Source organism: Acinetobacter faecalis (assembly GCF_034187745.1).
GTDB lineage: Bacteria > Pseudomonadota > Gammaproteobacteria > Pseudomonadales > Moraxellaceae > Acinetobacter > Acinetobacter faecalis.
Map to the genome: position 1 here is coordinate 114,055 of NZ_JAXHPF010000003.1, position 14,541 is coordinate 128,595.

Genomic DNA, 14,541 nt, shown 5'->3' on the forward strand with positions numbered 1-14,541 from the left:
AAAGGGAGAAAACTTATTTTAAGAAACGTTGATAACCTAAGTTATTGGTAATTTCATCGTATGGATAACTGATGTTTTCTAATGTTTCAATTAAACCATCTGGGTTTTGTTGAGCATCTTCAGCTTCTAAACCAACCAATACACGACCTTCCGCTGCACCGTGGTTACGGTAATGGAAAAGGGTAATATTGTGTGTTGGACCAAGGCGTTCTAAGAAAGTGAGTAAAGCACCCGGACGTTCAGGAAATTCTACACGGAATAAACGTTCATTTTCTAAATCTGCATGACCGCCAATTAAATAACGAATATGTAATTTAGCAACTTCATCATCAGACAAATCATCTACATCAAATTTAACTTTTAATGCTTCATAAATGTCTTGACGTTCTTTTTCACCAGATTTAAGACTAATCCCCACAAAAACTTGTGCAGCAGATGCGTGACTTGCACGGTAGTTAAACTCGGTAATGTTACGGCCTTGCAATGCACGGCAGAAGTTAAGGAATGAACCTTTTTCTTCAGGAATTGTAACTGCAAAAATAGCTTCTTTACGTTCGCCCAGTTCTGTACGTTCTGCAATATAGCGTAAACGGTCAAAGTTCATGTTTGCACCGCAAACAATAGACACTAAATTTTTATTTTCAATACCATGTTCAGCCACGTATTTTTTAATACCTGCTAAAGCCATTGCACCTGATGGTTCTACAATGCTTCGGCATTCGTCATAGGTATCTTTAATTGCAGCACAAATTTCATCTGTATTAACCAAAACAACATTTGGTTCAACAATTGGACCTGAATTATCAGATTTTTGTAGACGAATGACATCAAATGGTTTTTCGCCAATTTGTGCAACAGCCGTACCATCGGCAAATAAACCAACTGTAGGTAAAATTACACGCTCATTTGTTTCGAGTGCTGCTTTTAAACAAGCAGACTCATCATATTCAACAGGAATAACTTTTACATGTGGTGCAACATCACCTAAGTAAGCAGCAACACCTGCAATTAAACCGCCACCGCCAACAGCAACAAATACATAATCTACATCACGCCATTGACGTAAAATTTCATTACCAATTGTGCCTTGTCCAGCCATTACGAGTTCATCGTCATAGGGTGGAATAAATGTCATACCATCTTCAGCTGCACGTGCAATTGCGTATTTGTTAGCAACATCGAAAGAGTCACCATGTAATACAACTTCACCACCTAAGCGTTTAACAGCTTGCACTTTAATGTCTGGTGTTGTTTTTGGCATAACAATAATGGCGCGAATACCTAACTTTTGACCAGATAATGCCACGCCTTGAGCATGGTTACCTGCTGAAGCAGTAATAACGCCACGTTCCAACTGAGATTTCGGTAATTGACTAATACGGTTATAGGCACCGCGTAGTTTGAATGAAAAGACAGGTTGTAAATCTTCGCGTTTAAAGCGAATGTTATTTTTTAGCTTTTCACTAATTCGTGGCGCTGCTTCGAGTGGGGTTTCGATTGCAACATCGTACACAGTTGCTTGTAATATTTGTCGAACCAAACGAGACAGCATGTTAATTTTCCATCTAACAGTTTAAAATAGGCGCTTATTGTAACAAAACCCCATACATTTGGGCTGTAAAATCGGCATCAAATGTGAAAAATAGTTGAGTAATGTCATGAGTCTATATGCAACCCAAGATGAGAAAAAGCAAGCAGCAGCAAAAGCCGCTTTAAAACACTTACCAAAAGGGGGCATTTTAGGCGTTGGTACGGGAAGTACTGTTAATTTTTTAATTGATCTTTTACCTGAACTTCAATTAGAAGCTGCGGTTGCGAGTTCTGAAGCAACAGCACAACGTCTTAAAAAAATAGGTATTGAAGTTGTAGATATGAATAGCGTAGGTGGTTTAGATGCTTACGTAGATGGCGCAGATGAAATTGATCGTCATATGCATATGGTAAAAGGTGGCGGTGCTGCACTTACACGTGAAAAAATTGTGGCTTCTATTGCTAAAAAATTCGTGTGTATTGTAGATGACTCTAAATGGGTTGAACAATTAAGTCGTGAATTCCCACTTCCTGTAGAAGTGATTCCAATGGCGCGTTCTGCTGTTGCGCGTAAAATCGTATCTTTAGGTGGTGATCCTGTATATCGTGAAGGCTGTGTAACAGATAATGGCAACGTAATTTTAGATGTTTATAACCTAAACATTTTAAATGCATTAGAGCTTGAAAAGACGTTAAACGATATTCCGGGTGTTGTATGTAATGGTATTTTTGCTTTAAATAAAGCAGATGTAGCTGTTGTAGCAACTGATAACGGTATTGAAGAACGTACTGCGGTTTAATACTAACTTCTTGAAGCGATAATCTCCCTAAATCCCTCTTTATTAAGAGGGGTTTGTTTCCTCCTTTTACAAAGGTGAGCAGCACTGCTGCGCAAGGGGAGGATTAAAATAAGAAAAGATAAAATGACGCTCAACGACTTACCTGAAATTCAAATTACACGAAATATTCGATCTACACGGTTAAGACTGCGTGTAGAGCCAACACGAATACGTTTAACTGCACCCATATTTTGTACAAAACGACAAATTCAGAGTTTTATAGATCAGTCAGAAACGTGGTTGCTTAAAACATGGCAAGCACAACAAGATAAAATTATAAAAATAGATAGAACATTACCTACAGAAATTGGTTTATTTAATTTAGATTTTCCTGTGAGAATTGAATATTGCACTCAAAAGAACAATTTTATTTTTGATGCTGAAAATTTAATTTTAAAAATCAGTGATCGTACACCTGAAAAGTATTTAAAAGCTTTTGTTGTGGAATATGCAAAAGAACAGTTACCGATATATTTACATGATGTAAGTCTAGATACAGGACTTAAATTTACTGAATGTAGTATTAGGCAGCCTAAAACACGTTGGGGAAGTTGCTCTGCTCAACAGAAGATTATGCTGAATAGTGCATTGGTACTTTATAGCAAAGAAGTTGTGCGTTATGTATGTGTGCATGAGTTAGCGCATACAGTTCACTTTAACCATAGTACGCAATTTTGGCAGTTGGTAAATCAGCATGATGTGAATTTGAAAACACACCAAAAACAATTAAAAACAAAGCCTGTGCCATATTGGTGGATTACTTAAGTACATACTATTTTTCTAAGATGTTTTCTACTTCTTTTGCTGTTATAGCATCTTTGAATAAGAAGCCTTGTCCTTGAGAACATCCCATTTTAATAAGCATTTCAAGTTGTTCTTCATTTTCAATGCCTTCAGCAATAATATTCATATTTAACACAGGGCCGAGTTTCACAATACCTTCAACAATTGCGGCAATTGTTTTTTGCTCTGTTATTTTTTCAATAAAGCTGTAATCAATTTTAATATTATTTACAGGTAAATCTCTTAGATGAGTTAAAGAAGAATGACCTGTACCAAAATCATCGAGAGAAATTTTAATACCAGCATCTTGAAGTTTCTTTAATGCACGAATGACATACTCAACGCCACGATCTGAAAAAAAATGTTCTGTAATTTCAATTTCGATATGGTTAGGTGAAATATCTGCGGTTTGCATACGTTGTAGAAGTGTTTCTGCGTAGTTATCTCGTAAGAACTCAACAGGTGATGCATTAATGGCGATAGGAATTATTTTCTTACCTAAACTTTGCCATTTTTTAATATCTGCAAAAATTCTATTTTGCATTTCGGCACTAATTTTGCTGGAAAGCTCAAAATCATCAAAAGCTTCTGCAATGGTTTCGGGAGTGTATATGTTTTGAGTTTCTGGAGATTTCCAACGAAGTAATGCTTCAAATCCTATTACTTTTAAGGTTTTAAGATCTACTTTGGGTTGGTAATACGGTGAAATAGACTTTTCACGAATAATTCGTCGTGCAGTTTCAATCTGAATGGCTTTGCTTCTAGTGACATTAAACATATTTTCATTGAAATATTGAATTCCACCACGACCACGTATTTTTAGATCACTTAATGCAGTATCTGCACATTGTAATAAATTAGAAAAATTCTCTGCATCTTGTGGATAGACAGCACAACCAATACTCATGCTACTACTTAGGATTTTACCATTGTATTCATATGGCTCGTGCATAAGATTCAGTATTTTCTTACCAATGGCATCTAAATCATCAATATTTTGCATATCGTAATAAACGACAGCAAATTCATCGCTCCCTAATCTAGAGATTAATGTTGAGTGATTGAATTCTTTTTTTAATCTTTTTGCGAAACTTTTCAGAATAAAATCACCAGCGGAATAGCCTTGAGTGTCATTAATATTTTTAAAGTGGTCTAATCCAATAAGGAATAGGCTTATATATTTATGATGGTTATTTGCTTTGAAAAACTGTTGAGCATTATTTTTTAAACCGTATCTATTTAATAATCCTGTTAGTTCATCTGTTTCATTAGAGATACGTAAGGCATTTTTAACCTTATTACTCATTTCTTTTTGAGTTTTGAGTTTAGTTAAAACATTTTGGTGAGATTGATAATGCTGTTCTACATCTACAAGACTAACAAACCATTCAATAGTGTTAGTGCTTGTTAAATTAGGTTTAGCCAGTACAATAAACCAATGATATTCACCATTCATGTTATTGATAATTCTAAGTTGATGTTCAATATTATGTGGATCATCTATTGGAGTATTTAATAATTCTTTAAATTCTGTGATGTCATTTGGATGAATTGTATCGAGAATATCTTGTAATTCTATATTTTGTGTTTGCAGGTTTAAGTATTGTTGAAAATCTTCATTGATATAAACGTTATTTGAGTGAAGTATAAAAGCAAAATTTGGAATTTGATTTAACAATGTTTTATTTGTTTCTGACAAAAGAGAGTGTGTATTAGCTACAGGTACACTGGAATCAGTTTGATTGTATTCTGAAGTTACAATTGGTGTACGCACTATTTTCAGACCCTATTTAAATTCTTAGTGATAAAAAATCACTTATATGTTTGTATTTTTAGTCTTTAAAATTATGTTTAGAACATGAGTTTTCAACATGCTTATAAATTCACAAGATATTCTTCATTGTTTATGTGAACAAGAAATAATATACACAAATTTTATAATATTAGGTTTAATTTTTTTGTGAATCTTTGTTCATATTCATTAGGTGTAAATTTATTAAAAGTGTTAAAAAATCGACAAACTCTACTAAAAATGTTCAGAAAGTTTTTAAACCCTGCCATACTAAGCAATGAACATATCATTAATTTATTTAAATTGAGGTAACTAGCGTGATTTCTGTCGGGATTGTTGGTGGAACAGGTTATACAGGCGTTGAATTATTACGTCTTTTATTGCGTCATCCAAATGTGCAAGTTGCTGTTTTAACGTCTCGAACTGAAGCTGGTCGCCGTGTAAATGACATGTTCCCAAGTTTACGTGGGCAAACAGATCTAAAATATTCAGATTTAGACATTCAAGAATTAAAAAAATGTGATGTTGTGTTCTTCGCTACGCCTCATGGTGTTGCAATGAAACATGCTGAAGAATTAGTTGCAGCAAATACGAAGGTTGTTGATCTTGCAGCCGACTTTAGATTGCAAGATTTAGCGCAATTTGAAAAGTGGTATGGTTTAGAACATGCTTGTCCAGATGTATTAAAAGCATCTGCATATGGTTTGTCTGAATTAAACCGTGAAAAAATTAAACAAGCGAATGTGATTGGTAACCCAGGTTGTTATCCAACAACGGTTCAATTAGGTTTAGCGCCTGTATTAAAAGCTGCTGAAGCATTAGTGAAACCAGAAAGTATTATTATTGATGCAAAATCTGGTGTATCGGGTGCAGGACGTAAAGCAAGCTTGGGCATGATTTATTCTGAAAATGCAGATAACTTTAAAGCTTATGGCGTTGCAGGTCACCGTCATCATCCTGAAATTGTAGAAGCATTAGAAAATATTTCAGGTCAAAAAGGCGTGTTTGACCAAATTTTATTTGTTCCGCACCTTGTTCCAATGATTCGCGGAATGTTTAGTACAATTTATATTGATCTAACGGAAGCAGGACAAACTGCCGACTTACAAAGTTTGTATGAACAGTTCTATGCAAATGAACAGTTTGTAGATGTAATGCCTGCGGGAAGTTCACCTGAAACTCGTTCTGTACGTGGTGCAAATCAATTACGTATTGCACTATATAAACCACAGCCTCAAAAGCTTGTGATTTTGGTTGTACAAGACAACTTGGTGAAAGGCGCTGCAGGTCAAGCAGTTCAAAACATGAATTTAATGTTTAACTTTGCAGAAAATGCAGGTTTAGACGTTATCGGTTTATTACCATAAGTAACGCATTTCAACTACACAGATGGTATTTTTTCGAATTAAATCTGTGTTTTGAAAAAATATTTAAAAGAGATGGCGATGAGCAACATTGAATCTGAGACTCAAGAAAAACAAATAAAGTCAAAAAAGCTCTATTTACACGGCAATATGCCAATTGTAGTCGGTGCAGCTGTTCTGATTTTAGGTAGTGGTTTATTAGGTTATAGCGTTGGTCATCGTCAGGGTATAACAGTTGCTGGTTATGATGCCGATGCGCAACAGCTTGTAGAAGTTGTAGGTGTGCAGAAAGAACGTTTAGAAGCTTTAAATAAATCTCTAAACGCTGCAGTTCAAGAGCGTGATGTTGCAATTAGCAATTCAAATGATTTATTTGCCCAAGTTACACAAGCGAATGCAGATAAAATTCAAACTGACGGTATGTTAACTATTTACCGTGAAGTGCTTAGACAGCGTGGTGGATTAAGCCTAACTGTTCAAAACTTGGGTGTTAAGCCATTAGCCGATCGTTCTTATGAATATCAAATTGATTTGGTACAAGTAAGCCCAATTAGAACGAAAGCAACAGGTGTTGTAGAGCTACGCTTAATACAAGGTTCTGAAGTGCTTGTGTTGCCAATGGAAAGTTCAAGTTTTGATTTTCATGATTTTCAACGCTTAACAGGGCGATGGACTATGCCTAAAGGCTTCACGCCACAATTTATTGAAGTACGTGTTACAGGTTCATCTTCAATTGTAAAACGCTTTAGTTGGACTAAAGGAAAACCTGTAGATGCAGTTTCAACAAATGTTGCTGAAATTCCGCAAGTCAAAGCAACAGCTCAATAGTGTGTATTTGAATTAAATATGAGTAATTTAAAACGTCAAATTTGTTTGACTGAAATTAAAAATGGATTTTCTCAGTCGGGTTTTGTCGATTGGCATTTGAATATTCGTACGAATATGCAAGATGAGAACCATGAAGAAGAAGGCGATACAGTTGTACAGACTGCACCGCCCGAATTTAAACGTCCGCCAATGTATGTTGTTGTTCTTTTGAATGACGATTACACACCAATGGACTTTGTTATTGAAATTTTACAAGAAAAGTTTGCAATGAATCTTGACCAAGCTACTCAAGTAATGCTAACTGTACATTATGAAGGAAAAGGTATTGCTGGCGTATATCCACGAGATATTGCGGAAACCAAAGCGAACCAAGTCAATAATTACGCTCGAGCACAAGGTCATCCTTTACTTTGTCAGATAGAGCCTAAAAATTAAGGGGATCACATGCTAAGTCGACAACTAGAAGTATCATTACGTTTGGCTGTTAGCATGGCTCGTCAAAAGAGACATGAGTTTCTGACAGTTGAACATTTGTTATTGGCATTATTAGATAACGACTCTGCGGTTAATGCTTTAAAAGCATGTGGCGCAGATATTATTGGACTGCGTAAAGAATTAGAAGAATTTGCAGAACAAAATACACCTAAATTGCCTGAAGATAGCGATTTAGCACCACATCCTACAGAAAGCTTTGACCGTATTTTACAACGTGCAATTTTCCACGTTCAATCAAGTGGCGGAGATCGCACGGTTGAAGGTGCAGATGTTCTAGTTGCGATGTACTCAGAGCGAGATACATTTGCGGTATATTTATTAAAACGTCATCAAATTAATCGCCTTACATTAACGCAATATCTTTCTCATGGTGCACATAAGCAAGAAGAGCATACAGAGGAAGAAGTTGAAGATGTTGATGGTGAGCAACTATCATCCTCTAATGCAGGGCCTTTAGAGCTATATACGCTTAATTTAAATGCTGAAGCACAAAAAGGTAAAACCGATCCTTTAATTGGCCGTGAAAAGGAAATTGAACGCGCAGCGCAAATTTTATGTCGTCGCCGTAAAAACAATCCTTTATTGGTAGGTGATCCTGGTGTTGGTAAAACATCAATTGCTGAAGGTTTGGCTTGGTTAATTGTGAATGGTAAAGCACCTAAGCCTTTAGCAAATGCTGAAGTTTATAGTTTAGATATTGGTGCATTGGTTGCAGGAACAAAATATCGTGGTGATTTTGAAAAGCGTTTAAAGCAACTTTTAAATGTTTTAAAGAAAAAACCAGAAGCAATTTTGTTTATTGATGAAATTCACATGATTATTGGGGCAGGCTCGAGTATGGGCAGCACAATGGATGCATCAAACTTAATTAAACCTGCGCTTTCAAATGGTACTTTACGTTGCATTGGATCTACAACGTTCCAAGAATATCGCCAAGTATTCGAAAAAGATCATGCATTATCACGTCGTTTCCAAAAGATTGATGTAAATGAACCTTCTATTTCAGAAACGATTGATATTTTACGTGGCTTGAAATCTAAGTTTGAAGAGTTTCATCATGTGAAATACGACGATAAAGCGATTGTTACAGCAGTAGAACTTTCAGCTAAATTCATTAATGATCGTTTCTTGCCAGATAAAGCAATTGATGTGATTGATGAAGCCGGTGCACAGCGCCGTTTAAAAGCAGAACAAGACGGCACATTAATTACAGTTGAAAACGTTGAAGATATTGTGTCTAAAATTGCACGAATTCCTGCAAAAACAGTATCTAAAGATGATAAGACTGTACTTGCGAATCTTGAGCGTGATCTTAAACGTGTTGTATTTGGTCAAGATGATGCAATTGTCGCATTAGCTTCTGCAATTAAACTGTCGCGTGCAGGCTTAAAAGCACCAGATAAGCCTGTTGGTAGTTTTGTATTTGCAGGTCCGACAGGTGTTGGTAAAACCGAAGTGACTAAACAACTGGCTAAACAGCTAGGTGTAGAGCTTGTCCGTTTCGATATGTCGGAATACATGGAACGTCATGCAGTATCACGTTTAATTGGTGCGCCTCCTGGTTATGTAGGATTTGACCAGGGTGGTTTGCTGACTGATGCAATTCATAAAAATCCGCATTGTGTTTTATTGCTAGATGAAATTGAGAAAGCACATCCTGATGTGTTTAATCTGTTGTTGCAAATTATGGATCATGGCTCATTAACCGATAATAACGGTCGTAAGTCAGATTTCCGTAATGTGGTTATTGTTTTAACAACGAATATTGGTGCAGAAAGCATTTCACGTACTAATATTGGTTTCATGGAACAAGACAACAGCAATGACAATCAGGATGCAATGAAAAAAGCATTTTCGCCTGAATTCCGTAACCGTTTAGACAGTGTGATTCAATTTAAAGCCTTGCCAACGACTGTTATTGAAAATGTAGTTGATAAATTCCTAACAGAGCTTCAAGCGCAACTTGATGATAAAAAAGTGATTCTTGAAGTGGGTAAAGCAGCGCGTGCATGGCTTGCAGAAAATGGTTACGATCGTTTAATGGGTGCAAGACCAATGCAGCGTTTAATTCAAGAACATTTGAAAAAGCCTTTAGCTGAAATGATTTTGTTTGGTGAATTGGCTGAAAATGGCGGTAATGTTGCCGTAACTGTGAAAAAAGAAAAAGGTAAAGCTGTAGGCTTGAAACTCGCAGTTTTTGAAGATCAAACAGCTGAACCTGCTTAATACAGTTTTAAATTAATAAAAATAACTCGTGCAAGCACGGGTTATTTTTATTGAACCCAATAAAAGTAAATGTTGTGAGGTATATGTATGGATTTTCAAATCACAAAAATAATCACGACATTCTTTTTGTTCTTTATTACGGCTATTGCAGAAATATTAGGATGTTATTTCCCGTATTTAATTTTAAATCAAGGAAAAAGCCATTGGTTGTGGATTCCTACTGCAATTAGTCTCGCCGTGTTTGTGTGGTTATTAACTTTACATCCTGCTGCATCTGGTCGTATTTATGCAGCTTATGGCGGAATCTATATTTTCACAGCATTAATATGGCTTAAATATGTCGATCATGTCAGTTTAAGCCGTTGGGATATTATGGGTGGCTTGGTTGTAATTATTGGCGCAACGATTATTGTTTTACAACCACAAGGTCTTATTCGTTAAAACTAATGAGCTAACTATTAAAAAAGGATGCTTAAATGCATCCTTTTTTTGTTTAAAACGACACTAAATTAAAGTGCATGTTTTAAGTCTTTTCTATGCTGTTTCACTTGTTTAGCGTAGCGTTTACCTTGTTTTTTCATTTTACGATTGGTGTTATAACCCGTTGGGCCAACGTTATAATAAGCCAAAGCTTTTGGCATGCTACCTGCAGATGCTTCATACTTTTTCAAAACATAGGTACCACAATTTACATTGGCAGCTTCATCAAATAAATCGCCAGGGCAAATATTTTGCCAATAACGTGGAATGACTTGTGTTAAGCCAACAGCTGCTGCATTTGAAACAACAGTTGGTCTATAAGATGATTCTTGGCGAATAAGCGCAGCAATAAGTAGGGGATCCATATCATAACGGTCAGCAGTTGCCACAATAATAGGTGAAACGCGATTTGCTGTGGTTGGATTTACAGAATACGCATGTTGAATTCCAGCAGATAATTTTGTAGCACGTTTTTCTACAGAACCCATTCCTAGTGATGAACATCCTGTAAAAGAAATTGCAGCTAAAGAGACACCTACAATTTTCAAAACATCAGATTTTGTTATTTTACGAAAGAAATTAACGCTTTTAAAAGTAAACAAAATTCAAACCAACTCAGCCAAATATTGCGTACAAATATAAGTAAAGCTTATGTTTAGCGTCAAGCATATATTCGCAACGATTTTATAGAGTTTGTTTACAGGAATTGATTTAAATTAAGGCTTTAGAAATTAACAAGACTACTTAAAAAGCTTATAATTAATTCCTCATGATTTCTAATTGAAAGACCAATGACACCTGCATGTAAAATTTTAAAATCGAATAAAATTGAATACAGCATTCATGAATATGAACACGATACGAATGCCAAAAGTTTTGGTTTAGAAGCAGCTGAAAAGTTAGGTTTAGATGTTCATGTGGTGTTTAAAACATTAATGGTGACAGACGATAAAACCTATTTCGTTGCTATATTACCTGTGAATCATCAACTAAATTTAAAGAAAGTTGCGACTGCATTAGGTTGTAAAAAATTGCACATGGCAGACCCTAAAGATGCTGAACGTTTAACAGGATATTTAGTTGGTGGAATTAGTCCTATCGGTCAGAAAAAACGTCTTAAAACAGTTATTGATGTAACGGCAGAATCGTTGAATAAAGTGTATGTAAGTGGTGGTAAACGTGGCTTAGATATTGGATTAAACCCTCAAGATTTAGCAAAAGTATTAGGTGCAAGTTTTGCAGATATATTAGATGTTTAATCAATAATTCAGGAATGGTTTTTAATTAAAGCGAGGCTTATTTTATGGTTGAGAAATAAGCTTTATTTAGTTGAAATTTACAATAATTATGAAAGTTAAAAAATGCTCGGGGATATATACGCTATAAAATCAAAGTTCATTAAAATATCTAAACAATAAAGCGCTGTTAATATCTCTATTTCTCTAAATAGCCTAAGCAATTTTGATGGAATTTTAACAATTTTTTTGTTTGAAAGAGGGTGGCCTTAAAAGCATTTTTCAAAGAGAAAACCATGTGTCATTAAACGTAAATAGATTAAATAAAGATTAATGAATCACTCAAAGTATTGCTAGTTAGGCACTAAAATTAGGCTTTGCATTTGTAAACATAGTTCTTTTTATTGCTACGAATTCTGAAAATATGCTTTTATAACTGTTTGAATGGTAATGAACATTCACAATAAAGCGTTAGTAAGGTTTGATTGAAAAGTCTAAAAAATAACACATAGAAATAGCCTAAGTAAAATTTTATTTTCTTCAAAATTTAAATATCAACTATAATAAACCATCTTAAAAATCCAAAATCTATTACATTTATGCTTCTTCATTATGAAATCAATAAAAACCCAAACTTTAGTGATGCTAAAACCATTGTATTTATACATGGTTTATTTGGAAGTTTAAGTAATTTAGGCATGCTAGCAAGGGGATTTACTCAAACGCATCATGTTGTTCAAATTGATGTTCGTAATCATGGGAAATCTGAACATTCTAGTGAAATAAACTATCTTTTAATGGCGCAAGATGTCCTAGAAACATTGGATCATTTAAATATTCAAAACTTTATTGTCGTTGGTCACTCAATGGGTGGAAAAATTTCCATGAAACTGGCTGAGCTTGCACAAAATCGTTTAGAAAAGCTAATTGTGCTGGATATGGCACCTTACGCAGCTACACAGCGCAATCATGACAAAATTTTTGAAGCATTATTTGCTGTAGAAAACGCTCAGATTGAATCTCGTCAAGAAGCCCTAAGCATTATGCGTAATCATTTAAAAGAAGAAATGGTTATTCAATTTTTAATGAAATCATTTAGTAAAGGTCATTGGCTGTTTAACGTAAAAGCACTTTATGACAATTACTCAAACATTTTAGCTTGGGATACTGTGCATAGCGAAGTTCCTGCAATTTTCATTCGTGGTGGCGTTTCACCATATTTAGCGCAAGAAGCACAGCAACAAGCTGTCTATTCACAATTTCCAAATGCAACTATTGTTACGGTAGATGGTGCAGGTCATTGGTTACATGCTGAAAAAACAAATGAAGTGTTAGAACACATTCAAAGTTTTATTTAATCTATTCATTTATAAATGCATCTAGAGCTACATATATAGGTGCATTTTTTAAAGTATTAAACATTTCGTATAATGTATATTATGTTAAATAGAATAGTATGTAAATTGCCTATTCGCATACTATTTATAATGATCTCCTAAATATTAGAATTCAACGATCGGTAATTTTCCATCTTAATTACGTTTAAACTTTAACGCTCTCATATTTCAGTTCGCTCAGGTTATAATGATGACCTACCTGAAAATGTTGATCTGTTATGAACTCTTCCAATGACCCGTTACACGGCAAAAAGCTTGCTGACATTTTGGATGAATTGCTGGATTACTACGGTGGTTTTGAAGGTTTAAGCCATAAAATTGAAGTTAGATGTTTTTGTATAGATCCAAGTGTTAAATCATCATTACGATTCTTACGCACCACACCATGGGCACGTGAAAAAGTAGAAAACTTATATTTGTATGTTTTACGCCAAAAAGCTAAACAGAAACCGTAAACATCAAAATTTAGCAGCTATATTGAACTTAAATAAACAAAATGACTATTTGTGTAAAATTAAGCATAATGTTATTAACATTATGCTTAATTTAGCGATGAACTAATTTTAAGATTTTAAGTGTTTTTTAATTTTATCCTTGACTGCTTCTGTTGAAATTCCATATCGATCATGCAGTGTTGGTAAAGCGCCAGCATCCAAAAATGCATCAGGTAAACCAATCATATCAAACTGTGGATGTAGGTCATTTCTTAAAAGAAGCGTTCCAACAGCTTCTCCTAAACCGCCAATTACAGAGTGATTTTCAGCGCTAAGAACTGGTCGCCCACCTTTAGAAACCTCATTTAAAATTGTTTTCTCATCTAAAGGTTTTATTGTTGGTACATGCAAAACTGAAACTTCAATGCCTTCTTTTTCAAGTTCCTCTGCAGCCTCTAGAGCTCGCATAGTTAACAATCCTGTCGAGATAATTAAAATATCCTTGCCTGGTTTAATAACTTGAGCTTTACCAAGTTTAAACTGGTAATTATATTTATCTAACACGAGTGGAACTTGACCTCGTAAAAGACGCATATAAACTGGCCCTTGATGAGCCGCAATCTGAGGTATCACCTGTTCAATCTCTAATGCATCACATGGATCAATAATCATAAGATTTGGCATTGCTCTGAAAATTGCAATATCGTCTGTAGCTTGATGACTTGGACCATATCCTGTAGTCAAACCTGGAAGAGCCGCTACAATTTTGACATTAAGGTTATCTTCTGCAATTGCCATACAGATAAAGTCATAAGCACGACGAGATGCAAATACGGCATAAGTTGTTGCAAAAGGAATAAATCCTTCTCGTGCCAATCCAGCTGCTGCACTCATTAAAAGCTGTTCAGCCATACCCATTTGGAAAAATTTATTTGGATTTTCTTTTGCAAAGATATGTAAATCCGTATATTTAGATAAATCTGCAGATAAACCAACCACACTAGAATTCTCTTTTGCTAAAGCATTTAATGCATGTCCAAACGGTGCAGATTTTGTGGGTTGTCCTTCATTAGCAATTGACGCAATCATTGCTGAAGTTGTAAGTTTTTTCTTAGGTAAATTTTCTACTGTACTCACT

14 protein-coding genes are annotated in these 14,541 nt (G+C 35.1%); 10 read left to right on the forward strand and 4 right to left on the reverse strand.

The genetic code is table 11. The features are described 5' to 3' along the window. Positions 1-13 precede the first annotated feature (13 nt). Complete coding sequence (gene ilvA, locus SKM54_RS04160; protein WP_321087234.1) at positions 14-1,552, reverse strand: threonine ammonia-lyase, biosynthetic; 1,539 nt, start codon at positions 1,550-1,552, stop codon at positions 14-16. A 106-nt stretch (positions 1,553-1,658) separates the two neighbouring features. Between ilvA and rpiA the strand changes: the two genes are divergently transcribed. Further along, positions 1,659-2,330 (forward strand): ribose-5-phosphate isomerase RpiA, encoded by a 672-nt coding sequence (gene rpiA / locus SKM54_RS04165; protein ID WP_154773060.1) that lies wholly within the window; start codon positions 1,659-1,661, stop codon positions 2,328-2,330. A 123-nt stretch (positions 2,331-2,453) separates the two neighbouring features. Beyond that, positions 2,454-3,134, forward strand: coding sequence for a M48 family metallopeptidase (locus SKM54_RS04170; RefSeq protein ID WP_321087236.1), 681 nt, complete (start codon positions 2,454-2,456; stop codon positions 3,132-3,134). A 7-nt stretch (positions 3,135-3,141) separates the two neighbouring features. On the opposite strand, the gene SKM54_RS04175 is transcribed toward SKM54_RS04170, so the two are convergent. Next, positions 3,142-4,926 (reverse strand): EAL domain-containing protein, encoded by a 1,785-nt coding sequence (locus tag SKM54_RS04175; RefSeq protein ID WP_321094300.1) that lies wholly within the window; start codon positions 4,924-4,926, stop codon positions 3,142-3,144. A gap of 335 nt (positions 4,927-5,261) precedes the next feature. On the opposite strand from SKM54_RS04175, the gene argC reads away from it, so the two are divergent. The 5 genes from argC (at position 5,262) to SKM54_RS04200 (ending at position 10,298) form a co-directional block, all read left to right on the forward strand. Beyond that, positions 5,262-6,311: an N-acetyl-gamma-glutamyl-phosphate reductase gene (gene argC, locus SKM54_RS04180; protein WP_321091715.1), complete on the forward strand. Its 1,050-nt coding sequence runs from the start codon at positions 5,262-5,264 to the stop codon at positions 6,309-6,311. 78 nt (positions 6,312-6,389) lie between these two features. Next, on the forward strand, positions 6,390-7,136 hold the full coding sequence (locus tag SKM54_RS04185; protein ID WP_321094303.1) for a DUF6776 family protein: 747 nt from the start codon (positions 6,390-6,392) through the stop codon (positions 7,134-7,136). Positions 7,137-7,154: 18 nt separating this feature from the next. Continuing rightward, a complete protein-coding gene (clpS, locus tag SKM54_RS04190; RefSeq protein ID WP_154773056.1) occupies positions 7,155-7,571 on the forward strand; it encodes an ATP-dependent Clp protease adapter ClpS in 417 nt (138 codons plus the stop codon). 9 nt (positions 7,572-7,580) lie between these two features. Then, on the forward strand, positions 7,581-9,857 hold the full coding sequence (clpA, locus tag SKM54_RS04195) for an ATP-dependent Clp protease ATP-binding subunit ClpA (RefSeq protein ID WP_154773055.1): 2,277 nt from the start codon (positions 7,581-7,583) through the stop codon (positions 9,855-9,857). Positions 9,858-9,944: 87 nt separating this feature from the next. Then, positions 9,945-10,298, forward strand: a complete 354-nt coding sequence (locus SKM54_RS04200) for a YnfA family protein (RefSeq protein WP_321094305.1) — start codon at positions 9,945-9,947, stop codon at positions 10,296-10,298. Positions 10,299-10,366: 68 nt separating this feature from the next. On the opposite strand, the gene SKM54_RS04205 is transcribed toward SKM54_RS04200, so the two are convergent. After that, positions 10,367-10,825 carry a lytic transglycosylase domain-containing protein gene (locus tag SKM54_RS04205; protein WP_321094549.1) on the reverse strand — a complete coding sequence of 153 codons (459 nt, stop codon included), beginning with the start codon at positions 10,823-10,825 and terminating at the stop codon, positions 10,367-10,369. A gap of 303 nt (positions 10,826-11,128) precedes the next feature. On the opposite strand from SKM54_RS04205, the gene ybaK reads away from it, so the two are divergent. The 3 genes from ybaK (at position 11,129) to SKM54_RS04220 (ending at position 13,424) form a co-directional block, all read left to right on the forward strand. Further along, positions 11,129-11,596 (forward strand): Cys-tRNA(Pro) deacylase, encoded by a 468-nt coding sequence (ybaK, locus tag SKM54_RS04210; RefSeq protein ID WP_321094308.1) that lies wholly within the window; start codon positions 11,129-11,131, stop codon positions 11,594-11,596. 575 nt (positions 11,597-12,171) lie between these two features. Then, positions 12,172-12,930: an alpha/beta fold hydrolase gene (locus SKM54_RS04215; RefSeq protein WP_321094311.1), complete on the forward strand. Its 759-nt coding sequence runs from the start codon at positions 12,172-12,174 to the stop codon at positions 12,928-12,930. Positions 12,931-13,187: 257 nt separating this feature from the next. After that, positions 13,188-13,424 carry a VF530 family protein gene (locus tag SKM54_RS04220; RefSeq protein WP_321089821.1) on the forward strand — a complete coding sequence of 79 codons (237 nt, stop codon included), beginning with the start codon at positions 13,188-13,190 and terminating at the stop codon, positions 13,422-13,424. 108 nt (positions 13,425-13,532) lie between these two features. Here the strand turns inward: SKM54_RS04220 and SKM54_RS04225 are convergent, their stop codons facing one another. Next, positions 13,533-14,492, reverse strand: a complete 960-nt coding sequence (locus tag SKM54_RS04225) for a transketolase family protein (RefSeq protein WP_407060924.1) — start codon at positions 14,490-14,492, stop codon at positions 13,533-13,535. Between the last annotated feature and the right edge of the window lie 49 nt (positions 14,493-14,541).

Excerpts from the sequence above, each read along its gene's own strand:
- ilvA (WP_321087234.1), bottom strand. The coding sequence starts at position 1,552 with ATGCTGTCTCGTTTGGTTCGACAAATATTACAAGCAACTGTGTACGAT.
- rpiA (WP_154773060.1), top strand. The coding sequence starts at position 1,659 with ATGAGTCTATATGCAACCCAAGATGAGAAAAAGCAAGCAGCAGCAAAA.
- SKM54_RS04170 (WP_321087236.1), top strand. The coding sequence starts at position 2,454 with ATGACGCTCAACGACTTACCTGAAATTCAAATTACACGAAATATTCGA.
- SKM54_RS04185 (WP_321094303.1), top strand. The coding sequence starts at position 6,390 with ATGAGCAACATTGAATCTGAGACTCAAGAAAAACAAATAAAGTCAAAA.
- clpS (WP_154773056.1), top strand. The coding sequence starts at position 7,155 with ATGAGTAATTTAAAACGTCAAATTTGTTTGACTGAAATTAAAAATGGA.
- clpA (WP_154773055.1), top strand. The coding sequence starts at position 7,581 with ATGCTAAGTCGACAACTAGAAGTATCATTACGTTTGGCTGTTAGCATG.
- SKM54_RS04200 (WP_321094305.1), top strand. The coding sequence starts at position 9,945 with ATGGATTTTCAAATCACAAAAATAATCACGACATTCTTTTTGTTCTTT.
- SKM54_RS04205 (WP_321094549.1), bottom strand. The coding sequence starts at position 10,825 with ATGGGTTCTGTAGAAAAACGTGCTACAAAATTATCTGCTGGAATTCAA.
- ybaK (WP_321094308.1), top strand. The coding sequence starts at position 11,129 with ATGACACCTGCATGTAAAATTTTAAAATCGAATAAAATTGAATACAGC.
- SKM54_RS04215 (WP_321094311.1), top strand. The coding sequence starts at position 12,172 with ATGCTTCTTCATTATGAAATCAATAAAAACCCAAACTTTAGTGATGCT.
- SKM54_RS04220 (WP_321089821.1), top strand. The coding sequence starts at position 13,188 with ATGAACTCTTCCAATGACCCGTTACACGGCAAAAAGCTTGCTGACATT.
- SKM54_RS04225 (WP_407060924.1), bottom strand. The coding sequence starts at position 14,492 with ATGATTGCGTCAATTGCTAATGAAGGACAACCCACAAAATCTGCACCG.